The 19129-nt window shown below is 42.0% G+C and carries 10 protein-coding genes; all 10 read right to left on the reverse strand.

All coding sequences use genetic code 11. The annotated features are described in order from the left end of the window. Positions 1–4 precede the first annotated feature (4 nt). The gene (locus ACLL8Z_RS12695; RefSeq protein ID WP_411275154.1) at positions 5–8704 is read right to left on the reverse strand and encodes a GH36-type glycosyl hydrolase domain-containing protein; all 8700 of its coding nucleotides are present in this window, start codon (positions 8702–8704) and stop codon (positions 5–7) included. A 326-nt stretch (positions 8705–9030) separates the two neighbouring features. Beyond that, positions 9031–9885, reverse strand: a complete 855-nt coding sequence (locus ACLL8Z_RS12700) for a universal stress protein (protein ID WP_411275155.1) — start codon at positions 9883–9885, stop codon at positions 9031–9033. Positions 9886–9987: 102 nt separating this feature from the next. Then, complete coding sequence (locus tag ACLL8Z_RS12705; RefSeq protein WP_411275156.1) at positions 9988–10173, reverse strand: hypothetical protein; 186 nt, start codon at positions 10171–10173, stop codon at positions 9988–9990. A 165-nt stretch (positions 10174–10338) separates the two neighbouring features. After that, positions 10339–11529, reverse strand: coding sequence for an efflux RND transporter periplasmic adaptor subunit (locus ACLL8Z_RS12710; protein WP_411275157.1), 1191 nt, complete (start codon positions 11527–11529; stop codon positions 10339–10341). 1 nt (position 11530) lies between these two features. After that, positions 11531–12694 carry an efflux RND transporter periplasmic adaptor subunit gene (locus tag ACLL8Z_RS12715; protein WP_411275158.1) on the reverse strand — a complete coding sequence of 388 codons (1164 nt, stop codon included), beginning with the start codon at positions 12692–12694 and terminating at the stop codon, positions 11531–11533. 1 nt (position 12695) lies between these two features. Beyond that, entirely contained in the window at positions 12696–13952 is a 1257-nt protein-coding gene (locus ACLL8Z_RS12720; RefSeq protein WP_411275159.1) for a TolC family protein, read from the reverse strand. A gap of 3 nt (positions 13953–13955) precedes the next feature. After that, the gene (locus ACLL8Z_RS12725; RefSeq protein ID WP_411275160.1) at positions 13956–15848 is read right to left on the reverse strand and encodes an efflux RND transporter permease subunit; all 1893 of its coding nucleotides are present in this window, start codon (positions 15846–15848) and stop codon (positions 13956–13958) included. A 10-nt stretch (positions 15849–15858) separates the two neighbouring features. Continuing rightward, positions 15859–17118: an efflux RND transporter permease subunit gene (locus ACLL8Z_RS12730; protein WP_411275161.1), complete on the reverse strand. Its 1260-nt coding sequence runs from the start codon at positions 17116–17118 to the stop codon at positions 15859–15861. A 327-nt stretch (positions 17119–17445) separates the two neighbouring features. After that, positions 17446–18645 carry an MFS transporter gene (locus ACLL8Z_RS12735; protein ID WP_411275162.1) on the reverse strand — a complete coding sequence of 400 codons (1200 nt, stop codon included), beginning with the start codon at positions 18643–18645 and terminating at the stop codon, positions 17446–17448. After that, positions 18645–19091 (reverse strand): rhodanese-like domain-containing protein, encoded by a 447-nt coding sequence (locus ACLL8Z_RS12740; RefSeq protein ID WP_411275163.1) that lies wholly within the window; start codon positions 19089–19091, stop codon positions 18645–18647. The genes ACLL8Z_RS12735 and ACLL8Z_RS12740 overlap by 1 nt, the downstream gene beginning before the upstream one ends. Positions 19092–19129 lie beyond the last annotated feature (38 nt).

A 19129-nucleotide genomic window follows, 5' to 3' on the forward strand; every position in this document is an offset into this window, starting at 1 on the left:
CCATTTAAATCCGGATATACACCTCTCCTTCATGATCTATACCATCATCTATTAATTGCAGTGTGTCTCCTTTACCCTGTATATTATCCATCTTCCAATATGAACCGCCATTTTCAGTAACCTGAAATACAGTAATCTTGTATGCAGACTTTCCAAATTGATATTGTATGGATACAGAAGGCCAATCCAGCGGAAAACATGGTTTAAACCTTAATTGGTCTTTTTGCAGTTCCATCCCTAACATAGAACCCATTATAAACTGGTACATCCAACCTGCCGAGCCTGTGTACCAGGTCCAGCCTCCCCGGCCTCTATGAGATTCGTTTGCATATACATCAGCTGCCATGACATAGGGCTCAACTTTATAAATTTTCGAAGATTCCGGATCTGAAGAATGGCTCAAAGGCTGGATCATGCTAAATAATTCATAAACTTTATCACGATCGCCTAAAGCAGCAAAGGCCATTAAAGCCCAGATAGCAGCATGCGAATACTGGCCGCCATTTTCCCGAACTCCGGGTACATAACCTCTGATATAACCGGGGTTGGGACCATTTTTATCAAATGGCGGATCGAGCAACTGAATAAGCTTCAGGTCTCTTCTTACCAAGAATTTATCGAGGGATACCATTGCCTGTTTCCTTCTTCCCACATTGCCTGCGCCCGATAATACTGACCAGCTTTGGGCAATGGCATCAATGCGGCATTCTTCGTTTTCTTTTGAACCCAGTGGACTGCCATCATCAAAATAAGCACGGCGATACCACTCTCCATCCCAACCGGATGCTTCAATATTTAATTGCAATTCGGATGCTTCCTTTATACAAGTTTCCGCAAACGGATCATCACCATAACTTTTTGCTACACCCTGGAAGCGGATCATCACATCGTATAGGAAGAAGGCTAGCCAAACACTTTCGCCAACACCTTTGTGTCCAACCTGATCCATACCATCGTTCCAATCTCCGGCACCGATAAGTGGTAAACCATGCTGGCCATATTTTAAGCTATACGTAATGGCCCGAACACAATGTTCGTACAATGTTCCGCTTAATAGTCCGCTGATAGGCAGATCGTACAGTGTTTCTTCCCCCTCAAGTAAAATCCTGCTTTCCAGGAAGCCAATCGGTACAGTTAGAATATCAGTATCTCCTGTAGCAGTCACATATCTGGACACTACAAAAGGCAACCACAGCATGTCATCTGAGCAACGAGTACGAACGCCTCTTCCCTCTGGCGGATGCCACCAGTGCTGAACATCGCCTTCGGCAAACTGCCTGGAAGCACTCAAAAGGATTTGCTCGCGTGCCAAATTTGGTTGGGTATGTAACAGAGCCAGAACATCTTGCAGTTGATCCCTGAAACCAAAAGCACCACCAGACTGGTAAAACCCACTTCGAGCGAACATTCTGCAGGCCAGGGTTTGATAAGTGAGCCAACCATTAGCCAATAAATTAAGAGCCTTATCGGGTGTGCTTATTTGAACGGAAGTTAAAATTTCATTCCAATATTCTTTTACATCCTGCAAAGACTGGCTCACCACTACCGGATCAGTAAATTTACGGATCAAAGCATCTGCTGCATGGGTATTCTCCTCGTTGCCCAGCATGAAAACAATTTTCTTTTCTGCTCCATCCATTAAATCGAACTTTACCTGGAGCGCAGCACATGGGTCTATTCCTGCACCAGTTCTGCCTGATAGCCTTTTCCTGTGCATAGATTGCGGGTTTTCTAAACTCCGGTTTCGGCCAATAAATTCGGAACGATCTGCAGTAAAGCTAAAATCTACACCTCCATCAACTTTGAAAAAAGCAACGCGTTCAGAAAAAGCGGAATTATACCTGTTTCTTAATAGCATTGCCCCGGTGTTCGGGTCTTGTTCAGATACCACATGCATGTTGGTTTTTGAGCGTACATCACCGAGTATGATCTCGACAAAGCCTGTGGAAGATAATTTACGTTCGCGGCCGGAATTATTTCTTATTTTCAGTACAATCAATTTTACCGGCGACACTTTGTCTACATATATACTCATTTCGGTTGAAATGCCTAGTTCTGCATGTTCAAATGTAGTATAGCCAAATCCATGGGTAATAATATACGGGGAGATGCCACTTCTTGGAAATGGCGACGGAGACCAAAAATGTCCAGTTTCTTCATCGCGTAAATAAAACGCTTCGCCTCCGATATCGCTTACCGGATCGTTGCTCCATGGCGTAATACGGTATTCATGCGCATTGATGGCCCAGGTATAGGCCGATCCGCTTTCGGATATTACGGTTCCAAAATTGGGATTTGCGATAACATTAACCCATGGTGCGGGAGTAGTTTCTTTTTTGTCTGTTATCAGTTTATACTCCTTGCCATCAGGTGTAAAACCTCCTGTTCCATTATAAAACAACAGGTCATTTGGCAAGGTAATAGGAGGTTCAATTTTATTTTCAATAATTGATTTTGTTTCCAGCAATTGAGGCAATACCCGCTCTATATTATGCCGGTTTACCTGTTCTGATAAAGTACCCTTATTATCAAAGATTATCACCCGAGCCACACTTTCGAAAAGTATCCGGTCTTCTGACGATAATTGATCTACGGATTTAACATAGATATTGCCGGGTGTGTTGTAGATCATACCACTGTTAACTTCTGCGGTTATCAGCCCCAGGATTTGCTCTTGTAATTCCTGCCGGTACGAACCATGGTCTTCGTTCCATATAACGAGGTCGACCGCAAGCCCCTTTAAACGCCAGTAAGCATGAGCCTGAACCATTTGCTTTACAAGGTCCATACTCTCCCGGTCGTAAATATGAAGCAATATGATCGGCAAATCGCCCGAAATTGAATGACTCCATAACCAGGATTGTCCCCTGAAGTTATTCTGGATCAACGCAGAGTCTGCACGTAAATTAGGATTGGCATAAATGACAGATCCTGCAAGACGTCCGAACAATTGGGCATCACCTTCTGTTGCGTTGATTTGTCGAAGTGTAACCTGACTATGCGTCCAGGATAGCTCAACCGCGCGATTTTTATAGTGCTGATCCTGATATTTATGCATCAGTGCTATACAAGATTCCCTGGTTTCAGTTATTCCATAAATCAGGTCGGTGGTTGCAATCTGGTTAGGTTTTAGACTAAAGCGATAACGCACAGAGAGGATAGGATCCAAAACAGATCCCTGATTACCCGAAAGCGCATCAGTATGCATGGCTTGAGGATTAACCAGTGACTTGCCCCGGCCAATAAACTGCATCCGGTCTGTTTCATATGATATAGCTTCCACATCAGCACCCCGAATATCCATCCGATGAAACATCCATGGCGGAACTTCTTCTTCAGATCGGGGCCGTCGGGTACACAAGACAGCATTTTGTTCAGGCAAAATTTCAGTTTGAACAAAAAGATTACTAAAAGCGGGGTGAGCTTCATCAGAAGCCTGGCTTGCCATTACTATTTCGGCATAGCTGGTAACCTCCAGTACCCGTACAGCGTTGGTTCTGTTAGTTATCTTTACCCTTCTCATTTCGGTATCATCCTCGGGAGAAATTACTACTTCTGTTTTGGTCTCGATACCGTAATCTTGCCGGCGAAATTCAACATGTCCCAACGAAAATATGGTCTCGTAACTATTTGCCGGTTTCAGAGTTGGTTGATGAGTGTTTGACCAGAACTCTCCGGTTTCTACATCCTTAATGTAACAATAAATACCCCGATCGTCCTTGGTTGCATCTTCACGCCAGCGTGTTACGGCGATATTTTTCCACCTACTGTATCCACCCCCCGAATTGGTAATCATTACCTGGTAACGACCATTGCTCAAAAGCTGAAGTTCTGGCATGGCGGTATTCGGTGTGGTAATTAATCTCACCGGCACATTTGTTTCTGTAGTGTGAGTTTGAAGCAGGTCGGCAGTGTGAGCATAAAATAAGGTGGTTCTTGGAATCCGTTCCTGAAGCAACAATAGGGTAGCCTGAAAACGAATTTCTGATAAAAACCTGTTTTGCATTGGCTTATCAAGTAAAACATAGGCCAGTGAAAGTAGCCCCATACCCTGATGGTGAACCATATAAGACTTTACAATAGTGCTGGTTTTTCCTCGTGGCAGCCTGCTGTTAGTGTAATCTATTGCTTCATAAAAGCCATACTGTCCCTCGAATCCTTCTTTCGATAATGCCTGCAAATTGGCACATGCCTTTACGGGGGATATCATAAGGGCCATCATAGAAGCGTAGGGTGCAATGACAAGATCTTCTTCTAATCCACGTTTCAAACCCAGCCCCGGTACTCCAAATGCACGGTATTGGTAATTTAGATTAGCATCTACCATATTATATCCCGATTCTGATATACCCCATGGCACTCCGCGCTGTTTTCCGTAGTCTATCTGGCGCTTGACCGTAGCTTTATTTGTTTGATGAAGCAAAGTATTCTCATAACTGGGCATTATCAATTGAGGCATTAGGTACTCGAACATAGAACCACTCCACGACAATAATATGGGGTCACCCCCAGAATTTGTAAGTAAGCGTCCTAAGGCAAACCAACTTTCCTGAGACAATTTACCCTGAGCAATGGCAACAAAGATTCCCAGCCGTGCTTCTGATGCAAGCAAATCATAAAAGCTGTCATCCTTTCGCTGGTCGTCCACATTAAATCCAATCCTTAAAAGGCTGGTCGATTTCTCATAAAGGAAATCATATTCTACATCACTTAACTGTTCACACCGTTCTGCAAGATCCTCCAGAAGAGTAATTCTTTCAATTGCCAAACTGCTTCCAACAATAAGAAATTGATGCATTCTGCTTAGCCATTCCTTTTCGTCAGAAGTACTTGCCTCCTGCTCGTAAGCATGAATTATTTCAAAAAGCTGATCGGGCATATTCCTGATAGAAAGCAGTGAGGGAATACGATCTATAACGATAAGATTCTGGAAACGAGCCGGTATAGGCAACAATTCAACCCAGGGTACATATCTGATCAGATCTTCACGGATTTGTTTTAATTGAAATCTTAAACGGCTTTCCCAATTATATAAATTGGTTTGAATAATTGTATCATGTGCAGAAAATTCTTCAGCAAGAGAGATCAGTTCATCTAACCCTTTTTTGATTAGGCTTAAAGAACTAGTATCACCATTTCGCAGGACGGATAACAGGGACTTTATTTTATTTATAACTTCTCCGTCATCACTTTTCGAAAAATCTTCAATGATGCTGAGGGTCGTTGCTATTCCTTGATATATACTTTCGCTAACTATCGGTTGACTATTAAGGGCCAGAAGTCCCTGTCTTAAGGTTAGTAAATGCCCGATCAGGTTACCACTGTCCACGGTAGAAACATATCTGGGCTGCAATGGCAATAACGAGAGCGTGTTATACCAATTATAAAAATGCCCCTTGTACCGTTCAAGCATTAGCATGGACTGTAATGTATTGTTAGTCCGGTCTATAAGTTCGGCACTGCCTATGTATCCAAAATCATAAGCACTAAGATTGGCGAGCAGAGCCAGTCCCATGTTTGTAGGTGAAGTTCTGTGCGCGATGATAGCCGCTGGTTGCTCCTGGAAATTATCAGGCGGCATCCAGTTTTCTTCGGCAGATACAAATTTTTCAAAAAAGCCCCAGGTTTTACGAGCCGTTTTATGGAGGAACAACAGCTCTTCCTCGACAAACTCCGGACTGTCGTCTTTCAGTGGAGAATTCAGCCGCCATGAAATTACCGGCGCCGTCAACCACAATATAAGGATGGGCCATGCAACTAAGAGCCCTCCCGGATTGATATATAAGAGCGTTACGATGAAGATCAATGCCAATAGCGGGGCCATCCACATAGATGTATATGCGGACCAAATATCATTGCCCGAATTTCGGGATGCCGATCCAGATGGGGTCCATTGCAATAGTTTTTTACCCGTAACAATCATACGCCAGTTAGTACGTAGTACTGCATCTGTATATTTAAAGGCCTCATGCGGCAGAACCGCCATTCCGAATACGAAACGGATCAATACATCCCTTAATGAAGTAAATACTTCTAGAAAATGCACTTTAACAGTGATTTCCTGCGGCTTATTAAGCAACTGCCAGCCTGTCGCCGCCATCACCGGCAATAAAACGATCACGGTGACCGTTAGGGTCCAGAACCATGGGAAAGGCAGTACTGACCATCCTAATATCAAGATTAATATTAGCGAGAGTGGCAAAACGCTCCGGCGAAGGTTATCCAGAATTTTCCAGCGTGATAAAGCAGAAAGTGGATTTAATGTTAAACGGCCATTACCTCCGCTAACAAAAGGAAGCATCCATGCACCAATCTGCCAATCTCCCCGGATCCATCTATGGTGGCGTTTTACATCTGCAAGGTATTCTGAGGGATTATCTTCATATAAAATAACATCGCTCATCATCCCCGAACGGGTATAGCATCCCTCGAGCAAATCGTGACTCAGTATACGATTCTCGGGGAATATCCCATCTATTGTTTTTTCGAAAATATCAACGTCATATATTCCTTTGCCGATGAATGATCCTTCAGCAAAAAGGTCCTGGTATACATCTGAGGAGACTTTGGTGTAAGGATCAATTCCGGAAACACTTCCCTGCATCCGTAAATAGAGGGAAACGGCTGTTTTTGGGATACTGGCTGCCACCCTTGGCTGAAGGATTCCGTAACCATCGATAACCCGTTTCCTTTTTGAACTGTAAACGGCCTGGTTAAGTGGATGTGCCATGGTAGCTATAAATTTCCAGGCAGTCTCCCTCGGGAGTTGTGTATCTGAATCTAAAGTGATAACATATTTTACCTGATTTAATAGCGCATGATTCCCGACAATTAGCGAAAATTCATCCTTGCTTCTTCCGCGTATGAACGCATTTAATGCGGATAATTTCCCTCTTTTCCGTTCATAACCCATCCATTTTCCTTCTTGGGAATTCCATTTTCGGGGGCGGTGGAATAGGAAGAACGTATCATGACCTGTTGGATTATACTTTTCATTCAATGCGTTGATATGATGGCTAGCCAGCTCAAGTAGAGACTTATCTTCCGGCATGCTCTCAGCATCGGCGTCAATAAAATCCGTCAGTAAAGCAAGATGGAGGTTAGATTCTCTATTGGCCAGGAAACGGATCTCCAATGCATCGATAAGCTCCCCAATGTAAGCACTGCTAGTAAGCATAGTAGGAATTGCCACCAGTGTGCGGCATTCGGCAGGAATGCCTGTGGAAAAGTCCATTCGGGGAAGAAAGTTGGGTTTCACCCAAAGTGTGCAAAGCCAGTTAACCAACGAAACTGCTAGCTGGGCCGAACCCGAGATAGACAATAAGGCTACCACAGTCAACGTAAGCCAACTATGTGCACCGTATACATATGCCAGTCGCCACATGGCTGCAGCAACGGTAAATGTTAAAAAAGTTATGGAAAACAAGTATAGAAATACTGGTATTTTCCTGGCACTGCGAATTAACTTTTGCCTAACGGAATAGCGCATTCCGGCGGCCTGTTCAGCCTGTTCAAGACCTTTATCGATTAGATAATATCCAATGTGCTCTTTTCGTTTAGTTATTGGATCAGTGGCGTTATGCTTTTCTGTCAGTTCGAGCACTCTTTGTGCTACTTCGGTTTCTGATAAAGGGGAGAACTTAGAAATAGATTCGACTACATGCCGGTACCTGTCTCTAGTAGAGAAGTCCATGTGTGGGTAAATCCCGGTAATATCATTTCTTAGTACCTTTTCAACGCTGCTCAGCGATTCTACAAAGTCCCGCCAGTCGGTAGCTCCAATGAAACGAAGTGTTCCGATACTATTCCTAACCGACACCTGATCAGCCGCCTGTTTTTGCGATTCCAGTCTTACTAAGTCATTGCTGCTGAGTCCAATGCCCGACAACTGTTGTTCCATCCAGCTTAGTGGTAATGCCAAGGCGGGTCCCTTACCCTGTAGCTCGCGAATAAAAGTAGCTACAAAAGAACTGGTTAATATAGGTTTCAACCGTGCCATGTCCGCAATAGTGAGAATTAGGTCCCCCGGCTCATCCTTAACAGTCGTCAACATTCTCTCGGCCCAATGGTTGGCGAGATTGTTATCTATCATGTCCAATGAGATGATCGTCCCTACTCGTCTTAAATTTTCAAGTACGGCCAGACGAAGCATGATCGGTATTGCCCATAATTCGCCCAGAGTAAGGACGGTATTGGTTTGGTAGGAAGCGATGAAACTCGTGAGACTTTTAATATCTACACGACCGTCACTATGCGAAATAATTTCTAAAACTATATCGTAAATACGAGGCATTCCTGTCGAAACACCGTTTGCAAGGCCTGGAAGCCCTTCGCTGTAGCCTTTAGGTAAATGCTTTCGGGCCAGCACAACCTGTTCTTCTATCAGGTAGAAATTATCCAGTAACCATTCGGCACCCGGAGTAATGTCTTTCCCCTCCCTGATACTTTCCACAAGTATGTTTCGAACTTCAAGTAAGCTTACTTCATTATCTTCCAGCCTCTTCAGCAACTGGTCAGAAGACTGGTGTACAATAACTTTATGAGATTTAGCAACAGCTTTTGCGTGTTCATCCAACTGGGTGGAACTAAACAGCTCAGAAAGAAAAGGCTCCTCCTTATTAAACTTCACAAGAGCGCTATCACCCTGGAAATAAGCCCGCAGGCCTGATAATAAATCAAAAACTGAATTGGAATTAACCTTCATAACAACACGAGGACTTTTAAAGGTTAATAAATGTCAGCTGTTATAAATATAACAGCATTTTCATATCTCTAAATATTATAAAGATAGAAGTATTTATTGCAGTAAGAAACTCGACATAGAGTTACACCAGTTCGATTTGTATCCAGATAATGAGTGCAAAAGCCAGGAAGATGCAATATGTCCACCCCCAATACATATCCTTGTATATATTCAATAGTTCCGCGCATGCCAAATAGTTTTCCTTAAGGAGAGACTACCAAAACAGTTCCACCGAAAATTGCTCCAGACCCTAGAAACGCCAGTAGTAAAATGGGAATGTTCTTCATTTATTCCATTTTAAGCCCCCTTAACCGTTTTGAAAAAATTAGCAAGGGGACTTTTGCCTTAAACGCATAGGAGACTGTGGCCCCAGGCAAAAATAGTCTTTCAAAAAAGTCTCTATTTTGCTGAGTGAACATAACTACCATAGAAGGTTTGGACTTATTAATTGCCAAATCCAGATTCCTGGACATGCTTTCCAAAAAATTAAATTTAGAGACCTGCAATTGTATTTTAAAACCGGCAAACTTTTTGGTGGCTTTTTCAATAAGATCCAGGTTTCTGTAAGAATCAAATGGCAGCTCGAAATGCAGCAATTCAAGTCCCGCCTTTAAGGTGCGGGCAAATTCAATGACGCTGCCTGATTCTTTTTCGAGATTTGATAAATCAGAAGCATAAAGTATCCTGGTTATTTTTGCTGGCCGGTAATTCGGAGGCACAGCTATTACAGGGATTGCTGAATTATTGATTAAACTTGAAGAAGTTGTTCCAAAAATATTCTTATGAATACCACATCCCCTTCTGCTGATACAGATAAAATCAAACATATTTTTTTCGGCATAGTCCATTATAGTTTTCTCTGTGAACGAAGATGTCAATATAACACATCTATAATCCCCGGGCTTTATACCTGTCTTTGCATAAGCTGCACTTACCATGCGCTCCAACTTTCTCTCCATCAATTCAGTCTCACTTTTTTCGAATGATTCGAAAACTTTGTCGCTCCATGATGTCGGCCTCATAAGCTGATGCGAATAAAAAAAGGTTAGATTATACTTATCCTGCGAAGCCAGTTGGATGGCGAAATATAATGCCGCTTTCGAGTTTGACGAGAGATCCGTAGTTACTAGTATGTTTTTCATCTGTTTATTTATTGTTTTTTAACGGTGATGAAGCGACCATGATTTGATAATCATACCCCTGCGGGTTTTTGCAAAATCATGATGGTTTCATGGTTTCATTTACTAAAGCTCTTTTAAGGCAGATTCCTGTTCAGTCCGGGAGTGAAATAGCATGGAATAACAAAGGCGGTCTTTGGGATTGGTTTTATTAGTATATAGTTCCCATTCTGTGTTTCTTCTTCGTAAAGATATTGAGTGATGAAACCCGGGCAAATGACTCACATCAGTTTGGTATGTGATGATGATCATTTATTAAAAACATTATCAGGTATTCTACAGCCGATTATAAGACTAAACTACAAATTTTGTTTTTACTTTCTCTGAGGGCATCAATTATAACCGGCTTTCGGACAAGTGTCGACTTGGTAATTTGAAACTTGATTCCTTCCCTTTGCACAAGAATTATACATAAAGTTAATGCCCCTCCATTGGCGTAGCGCCGTTTTTAAAGATATATTCGCTATTAATTAAATATGCACCTGTGATCACTACCAAATCACCAGGCAGCAAACCGCTTTTTATTTCTATTTTGTTATTGGCCTCTGCACCTAGTTCTACCATTTTACTTTTAAACCTATTTTTACCGGATTGCACCCATACTGTAGCTCCGTTTGAATCACGTATGACGGCATCAACCGGTAATGTGAAAGATGACCGCTTCGCGTTGCTGAGATAGACATAAGCAGGCATACCTGGCTTCAATCTTTTATTTCGATTCGGAATGGAAATCCTTACCAGGTTAATTCCCGATCCGGATGCAATTTCCGGATTTACAAAACTTACTCTGCCAGGAATTTCTTCATCTCCCATATCGGGGATACGAACAATAGCAGGAGCATCCTGACGTAATGCTGAGAATTGCGAAGCGTACACCTGCGCTTCAGCCCATAAAGTTGAAAGATCAGCCAGTTCGACAATGGTGCCGCCTTCAACAGTATAATCGCCCTGGAGTATATTCAAAGAAGTGATATAGCCACTGCCCGTAGTATAGAAAGTGGTAGTGGGATCAGCCTTTCCGGTCTGTGCAAGTTGCCTGATCTGACTGCTGGTCATTCCCCATAACCGGAGTTTATTTTCTGCACTTTGTTCAAGAGCAGCAAAATCAATGAGCTCATTGCCGACAAGTATTTTTCGCCTTTCCCTTGTCTGTAGATATTCTTGTTTCGCGTTATTTAATTCTTCGCTATAAATGTCATATAGCCTATCTCCCTTTCGCACATAATCCCCTTTATTTTTGAAGTACAAACGTTCTATTCGTCCCATAACCCTTGAACTGATCGCTGAAGTTTTTGTCTGGTCATAATTCAGGACCGCTGCTAAAACAGTTTGACTGCCAATATCTCCAGAGCGAATGGTATCCACACTAATATTCCCCAATTGAATTTGCTGATCACTTAATTGCAGCTCATCTTTATCAGGCATAGTTGAGTTTTTTACCTGAATTAATGTCATTTGACAGATAGGGCATTTCCCTGGCTTACTTACCATTACCTGGGGGTGCATGGAGCAGGTATAGTAAACCTCGTCGTTTACGGTATGGGCATCATGCTTTTTCTCTGAACAGGCCCATAAAAAACAAACGAAAAATATTAGCAGATAACGCATATTACTCCTTTACTTTAATGAAGCTTTCACTGTCAATTAGAAATTGTGCATTTAAAGCCAAAGAATCTGATTCCGATAGTCCTTTAATGATTTGAATGCTTTTACCAGCTGTGACGCCAGTAGTTACCTTTTTAGGTTTGAAGCCATTTGGCACTTTTAAAAAAACAATCTTATTTATGCCTAGTGATGTTACAGATTCTTTTGGCAGCCAGTAAGCCATGTCAGTATTAGCCCTGATACGGCCCCGGACCTGACTTCCTATGGGTAAGCGCAGATTTGAATTATCAAAGTAAACTCTAATAGAGGTGGTGCGGCTTTTATCCCTGTAAAAGGGTTCAATAAAATCAACACGACCCTGAAAAGATGTAGAGGCTGATGATTCTGGATAAATGTTCACCAGCTGACCTTTTTTGAGTAATGCTTGTCTGTCGGTGTAGATATTCAATAGAGCCCATGCTTTTGAAGGATTATAAATACTAAAAAGTGTCTGTCCCTTTTGTATGTACATCCCTTCTTTTAAGGTCAGTAATTCAGTACCTGGCTCAGTACTTTCCATTGATGTCGGAGGCTTTTGTTGCTTCATAGGGTTCGAAACCTCGCTTGTATTATGTAAATGTCCTGTGTATCTGCTATAGATACGCACTGCCAATAATGAATTTCCTGTTTGCAGTACTTTTTTTATCTGCTCTGCACTCATCCCCAACAAGAGTAATTTTTGCGTGGCAGCTCCGATCAAAGAGCTGTTAGAGGGGTCATTTCTTGTAACAAAAAGGAGGTTCTGTTGTGCAGTAAGTAATTCCGGACTGTAAACGTCCATGATTTTTTGCCCTTTCTGGATGTGCTGGTATTTATACCGCACATATAATTTTTCTATTCGTCCGCTTACTCTCGCCGAGATGGAACCGATCATACGGGTATCGTACTCTACACGGCCCATGGCGTCAATCTCAACCGTTATTCTGTCCTTTTTAATTGCAATAACCGGAATCGTAGAAATGACAAGCTCGTTTCCAGATTTCAGTGATGATTCTAAGCTCAACTCTGAACGTACCAACTCCTTCTTACCAGCTTCATTATGAAGGGTATGATCCTCTTTTTTACCATTATTACACGCTAATATGAGGAGCAATACAAAAAATGCCGGAAATCGTGTAGAAACTGTCATTTTACTTAATTTCTAAAATCCGTTCTAATTCAACCTGTAATGTTAAAAGTTGCTGTAATTGATCCAGATATTCGAGTTGTATCATGTTTAAGCTCTCCCATGCATCATATAATTCAAACAGTTCTTCAGTATTTTGCCCGTAACCAAGCTGCATTATTTTGTAATTGTTCTTGAGCGCGGGGATTATGTTCTCTTCGTATAATTTTAATTGCCGGCGCTTAGTATCAGCCTCTGTTTGCATGCCGGATGCCATACCAGACAGCTCGTTGATCCGCATCTGGCGCTCAAACCCAAGGCTCTCCCGGCGCAAGCGCAGGCTTTCAATGTTTGCTTTATTCATGCGGCTTGCCCAGCTTGTAAAAGGGATACGTACCATCGCCATGGCAGTATATTGCAGGGGTTGACCGCCAAAGCCGAACATGTGCTCATATCTGAAGCCAACTTCTGGCTTTAGTCGTGCACGTTCCAACTCTTGCTGTAAGACGGTTAGTTGAATATCCCTGTCAATGGCTTTCAAGTCACTTCTGGCATTAACAAGCGCCAGGCTCACGGCTCCCACGTTAAAGAGATCTTTTATCAGGGAAGTAGTATCGACATCGAAATAGGTCTCCTTTTCCCTATTCATCAATGTATTTAAATTAATTCGGCGAAGGCGCATATCATTTTCAAACATCAGCCGCATACTTTGGATATTGCCAAAAGCAGCTTTTGCTTTATAATAGGCACCTAATTTCCCCAGACCGTTTTTGTATCGTATTTCTGCGTCCTTTACCATAAATTCAAGGAGCTTCTCATTCTGTATTATTACCTCAAGCTTCTTTTTAATTACCACCCATTCATAATAATTTTTCTTGGCATCGGCAATCAACTCATTTAAAACGGCTTGCTTTTTTTCTTTTACCACTGTAGACATGGTACTCATGTAACCGTATTCAGCTGCCTGCTTTTTTTTATTGGGAAGCATCTGCTGTACAGCAATAGAGTATTGTCCCATACCTTCACCCATGTCCGTTTTGCGCGCATATTTGGGATTATAAGGCATCATAAAAAAGCCTGTTCCCAGTTCTGGTGGCATCCAGCTCCAGGCTCCTTTTGCTGCTGCATCCATAGATTCCGCTTCAGAATCGTACATCCGCAACGAAGGGTGGTTCTGAAGTATGCTTTCTTTCACCTGACTAATACTCAGTTGCTGAGCTTCGGATGAAATTACCAACAAAAGAAAAATGACCAGCGCCAGAATGGATTTTGATATTTTCATTGTTTAATCCTTTAATTCTTCCATCACAAGTCTGCCTTTTTTCTTTAGTTCATATTCACGAACCAGGGCATACATAGCGGGCAGGACAATCAACACAAAAAAGGTAGATGTTACGAGCCCAAACACGAAAGGAATAGCGATAGGTTTCATCACGTCGCTGCCTGTACCTGTAGCGAGCAAAAGGGGTGATAAGCCAATTATATCTACAAAAACTGTCATTAATTTCGGGCGGAGTCTTAATGCAGCTCCTTCGTAAACTGCCTCCTCAATGTCAATATCGGTTAGTGGCTCGCCAGAGGCATTTTTTTCCAGCACTTTGTTATTTAAGGAGTTATTCAAGTATACCAGCATAAGAACACCAGTTTCTACTGCTATGCCAAACAGTGCGATAAAGCCTACGGCAACAGCTACAGAAAAGTTTACATCAAAAAAGAAAAGGGAATAAGCACCTCCTACCAGGGCTACAGGAATGCTGGACAATACAATCAGCACTTCACGGAATGTATGGAATGTGAAATAAAGTATGATTGTTATGATTAGCAGTACAATCGGTATCAGGACCATTAATCTTTTTTCTGCACGTACCTGATTTTCATATTGCCCGCTCCATTCTATAAAATATCCTTTGGGCAACTTTTGTACGAGGTCTTCGAGCTTCTTTTTTGCATCATTCACTGTACTGCCCAGATCCCTTTCGCGGACATTAAATAGCAATGTTCCACGTAACATGGCATTTTCTGAGTTGATCATGGGCGGTCCCTCTGCTATAGATATATCCGCAACAGCAGAAAGTGGCAGAGGGCCACTCGGACTGGTAACCAAAACATTTTTTAATTGCTCAATATTGCTCCGAAAATCCTGGGCAAAACGGGCATTTACTGAAAAACGCTGGCGACCTTCAATCGTGGTAGTCACATTCATTCCTCCAATAGATGCCTCGATTACCATGTTGACATCGTCGACACTTAAGCCATAGCGGCCAATTTCATCTTTCTTAACTTTTATCTCTACGTACTTTCCTCCCACGATAGGTTCTACATAGAGATCCTTAACCCCATCCAGGCCCGTCAGAGCTACCTTGAATTTTTGGGCCAGCTTATTAATGGAGTCAAGGCTCTGGCCATAAATTTTCACTCCTACATCGGTACGTATTCCCGTGGAAAGCATATTGATGCGGTTGATAATGGGCTGTGTCCAGCCATTTATGACACCGGGTATTTGCAGTTTGCTGTTTAATTCGTCGATGATCTTATTTTTTGTCATCCCCTCGCGCCATTCGGATTTGGGTTTTAAGAGTACAATGGTTTCGATCATACTCATTGGAGAATTGTCGGTTGCTGTATTTGCCCTCCCTGCCTTTCCCAATACATTAAGCACTTCAGGTACAGTTTTAATCAGTTTATCCTGTACCTGCATGATGCGTTTAATCTCACTATTTGAAACGTCGGGAAGCGTCACAGGCATGAATAATAGAGAGCCCTCATCTAAGGGTGGCATAAACTCTGACCCCAAGCGCATTACAAGCGGAATACTTCCGGCAACCAGCACAAAGGCAATTGCAATAGTGACTTTTTTCCAGCGAAGGCACCACCTGATAACGGGGTCATAAATCCATAGAAAAAACCTGGAGACCGGATGCTTTTTCTCGGGTCTGATTTTACCTTTAAGCATAACCGCCATAAGTACCGGCACAAGAAAAACAGCCGCGAAAGCAGAGCCTATCATGGCGAAGGTTTTGGTAAGAACCAGGGGAGTAAACAGTTTATTTTCCTGACCTTCCAGCAGCAGTATCGGGGCAAATGATACCAGAGTTATCAAAATTGAATTAAAAACTGCTTTTCCAACCAGAATAGAGGAGCTTTCAATTCTTTTTAACCTTTCTTCTTCTGATATCATGGCAAATACATTAGGACTCTTCAGTTATAGATTTCAGAGCATTCTCTACCATCACTATTCCCGCATCTACCAGATCTCCTACAGCTAATGCTACGCCGGCCAGCGACATAATGTTGGAGCTTACATTAAACCAATCCATCATAATGAATGAAATCAATACACTCATTGGGATCGTTATTATCACGATTAAAGCACTGCGTACATGTAAAAGGAAAATGAAAAGCACCACCGCAACAACCAGTATTTCTTCGATTACGGCTTCTTTTAAAGTAGCTATTGTGGCTTCGATCAGGTCCGAGCGATCATAGGCTACATGAAACTTTACACCGGGAGGTAAACCTTTTTCTACATCTTTGAGCTTCTCTTTGAGCTGATCAATTACTTCTTTTGCATTTTCTCCGTATCGCATTACCACTATGCCACCCACTTTTTCTCCTTGACCATTTTCCTCTATAATCCCTAAACGTAGCTCGCCACCCATCTGCACAGTAGCTACATCTTTAACCCGGATGGGAATTGATTCCTGGGTCATTAAGGGTATTTCCTCGATGTCTTTAATTTGTGTGATATAGCCAATCCCTCTGACGATATAACCCATATCTGCCATCTCAAACTTCCTTCCGCCAACATCATTATTATTCGCCCTCACTTTTGATAGAACGTCCATTAGAGAGATTCCGTAATAATTTAACTTATGCGGATCAATTACAATCTGGTACTGCTTTTGAAAACCACCAAAGGACGCAACTTCACTTACTCCAGGCACGGTTTGTAAAGCAAATTTTATATACCAGTCCTGCAAAGCACGAAGTTCACCCAAATCATGGGATGGCGCATCTAACGTATACCAGAAAATATGTCCTAATCCAGTGCCATCGGGACCTAAGGTGGGAACTATTCCCTGTGGTAATAGACGCTGAGCATAGTTTAGGCGTTCGAGCACACGTGTGCGGGCCCAGTATATATCCACATTATCTTCAAAAATTATAAATACGAAGCTCATTCCGAACATGGAGTTGGCTCGGATGCTCTTGATTTTGGGGATACCCTGGAGATTACTCACTAATGGGTAGGTTACCTGGTCTTCGATAATCTGCGGACTTCTGCCCATCCATTCTGTAAAAATGATTACCTGATTTTCAGATAAGTCGGGTATGGCATCAACTTTGGTATTCTTAACCGAATAAATGCCGTATATTATAACTGCGGCAGCTATCAGCAGGACAACCATGCGATTCTTTAAGGCCCACTTAATAGAATAGCTTATCATATTTTTCTAGGACTGAACAACCGAAAAACCCTTTCATCCTCCACGATGAATTTTTAATTGAATAGTTATCCTTCGAAAATCGCGAGAAAACTATTTTTATCACCTGATTGCAGTCATGAAAAAAAATGATTGTGATCATTTAAAACTGCAGAATCCCAGAAAAAGCTGTATGCAGGTGGTTCTCTTATCTGGAAGTTATAAGGAATGCTTTTGCTGTTTCATTTGACATACTTTAGCCAATTGTATTATAACTTTCTTCCTCCAATGATTAAAAATTTTATACTCATCCTGAAAAAGCATAAACGATCGGAAGCATTTTATAAAAACTCAGGACATCCTGAATTTTATCAGAAAGGCAGATAAGGCCGTAAGAACACCAATATTTATTACGGCAGCCTCCAGACCAAAAGCGTCAGCTAAGGCACCTGATAGAAGCGCTCCAAAAACATACCCAGAATCCCGCCATAGCCGGAAAACACCTATACTTTCCGCTCTTTGTCCAGGATTGGTATAATCTGCAATAGCTGCTAAAAATGCAGGGTAAACAATTGCTGTTCCTATGCCGAGTATGATGGAGATCAATATATAGTGATACATTGCAGCAGCATATCCCATAAATATAATTGCGATACCCTGGATCAACATCCCCCAAAATAGCAAGGTCTTTTTGGGGAAGTTATCGGCTAGTTTGCCTGTAAATAGTTGCCCTAGGCCCCAAATTGCCGGATAAACAGAAACAACTATACCAATATCCTTAAGTCCATAGCCTTTGGCAGCCAACAAAACCGGTAATAAGCCCCAAACCATTCCGTCGTTTAAATTATTTACTAAACCTGCCTGGGTAATTGAAGAAAGATTTTTATGCCGGAATGTGGTATCAAGAAAAATATGATTCAGGGGTTTTACTAATGAAAACTTCTTTTCCTGAAGAGCAAATTTCCTCGTATCTTTTATCAGAAATATACTGGTTAATAAGCCCAATAGTGATAAGCCGATTCCAATATAAAAAGGATAAGGTCTTAATCCATATACACTGGCAATGTACCCGGTAAGCAGAGCCACTAATGCCACTGCCAGGTAACCGGCGAATTCATTAAGTCCCATTGCAAAGCCGCGATCCTTCTCTCCCACAAGGTCGATTTTCATGACAACGGTAGAAGACCAGGTTAAGCCCTGACTAATCCCTAAAAATACATTAGCTATGATGATCCAGTTCCAATGGGCGGCTAAAATTAGCAAGAAAGGGACAGGCAGAGCAAAGATCCATCCTATGACCAGTAAATTTTTTCTGCCAACTTTGTTAGATAATGCACCGGCAAAATAATTGCTAGCTGCTTTGGTAAGGCCAAATACTACAATAAAGGAAAGTACAGCTGATTTGGTTGCGAGCGAGAATTCCTGCAAGGCCAGTTCAGGAATAATAGCGCGTTCCATGCCAACCATTCCCCCAACAAAGGCGTTAACAATAACCAGAAGAGAAAACTGTCTCCAATTTTCCCGGAGTCCAAGTTTGACTTGTTCAACCACTATTTGGCGAGAGGATAACCCTTATTGATCCAGTCTACTTTAATGTTTGTAGGAAGGTTTAATAAGTGTGCTTTTGTAAACCCACCGCTCTGTAATGCTTTAAAAGCCGGGCGAATATTTGGACACTTCTCAAACGGACAACACCCACAATACACCACAACTGGTGTGGTTTTCGGCAATTTGGTCAGCGCTTTTTTGAAGCGTTCGAGATTTTCTTTTTCGCTGGCAGCGCCCATGTTTTTGGCCCCCTTAATATCTTCAACCACGCCGATATTGAAAATCAAAGGCTTTGCAGCTTTAGGATTATTTATTAAACCAGCTAATTGACTGGGCTGAATTAACTGGTTTTTTGACCAGGGATCGTTTGTTCCAGCCAGTCCCTTGTTAGGGAACTGCTGTGCAAATGTGCTAAACGTTATAAATACTGCGATTATACTTAAGATCATTCTCATTTTTTTTAAATTATATATCCTTTTAATTCCTT

It is taken from the genome of Daejeonella sp. (assembly GCF_046590655.1).
Lineage (GTDB): Bacteria > Bacteroidota > Bacteroidia > Sphingobacteriales > Sphingobacteriaceae > Daejeonella.

Coding starts and splice junctions, on each gene's coding strand:
- ACLL8Z_RS12695 (WP_411275154.1), bottom strand. CDS start 8,704: ATGAAGGTTAATTCCAATTCAGTTTTTGATTTATTATCAGGCCTGCGG.
- ACLL8Z_RS12700 (WP_411275155.1), bottom strand. CDS start 9,885: ATGAAAAACATACTAGTAACTACGGATCTCTCGTCAAACTCGAAAGCG.
- ACLL8Z_RS12705 (WP_411275156.1), bottom strand. CDS start 10,173: ATGATCATCATCACATACCAAACTGATGTGAGTCATTTGCCCGGGTTT.
- ACLL8Z_RS12710 (WP_411275157.1), bottom strand. CDS start 11,529: ATGCGTTATCTGCTAATATTTTTCGTTTGTTTTTTATGGGCCTGTTCA.
- ACLL8Z_RS12715 (WP_411275158.1), bottom strand. CDS start 12,694: ATGACAGTTTCTACACGATTTCCGGCATTTTTTGTATTGCTCCTCATA.
- ACLL8Z_RS12720 (WP_411275159.1), bottom strand. CDS start 13,952: ATGAAAATATCAAAATCCATTCTGGCGCTGGTCATTTTTCTTTTGTTG.
- ACLL8Z_RS12725 (WP_411275160.1), bottom strand. CDS start 15,848: ATGATATCAGAAGAAGAAAGGTTAAAAAGAATTGAAAGCTCCTCTATT.
- ACLL8Z_RS12730 (WP_411275161.1), bottom strand. CDS start 17,118: ATGATAAGCTATTCTATTAAGTGGGCCTTAAAGAATCGCATGGTTGTC.
- ACLL8Z_RS12740 (WP_411275163.1), bottom strand. CDS start 19,091: ATGATCTTAAGTATAATCGCAGTATTTATAACGTTTAGCACATTTGCA.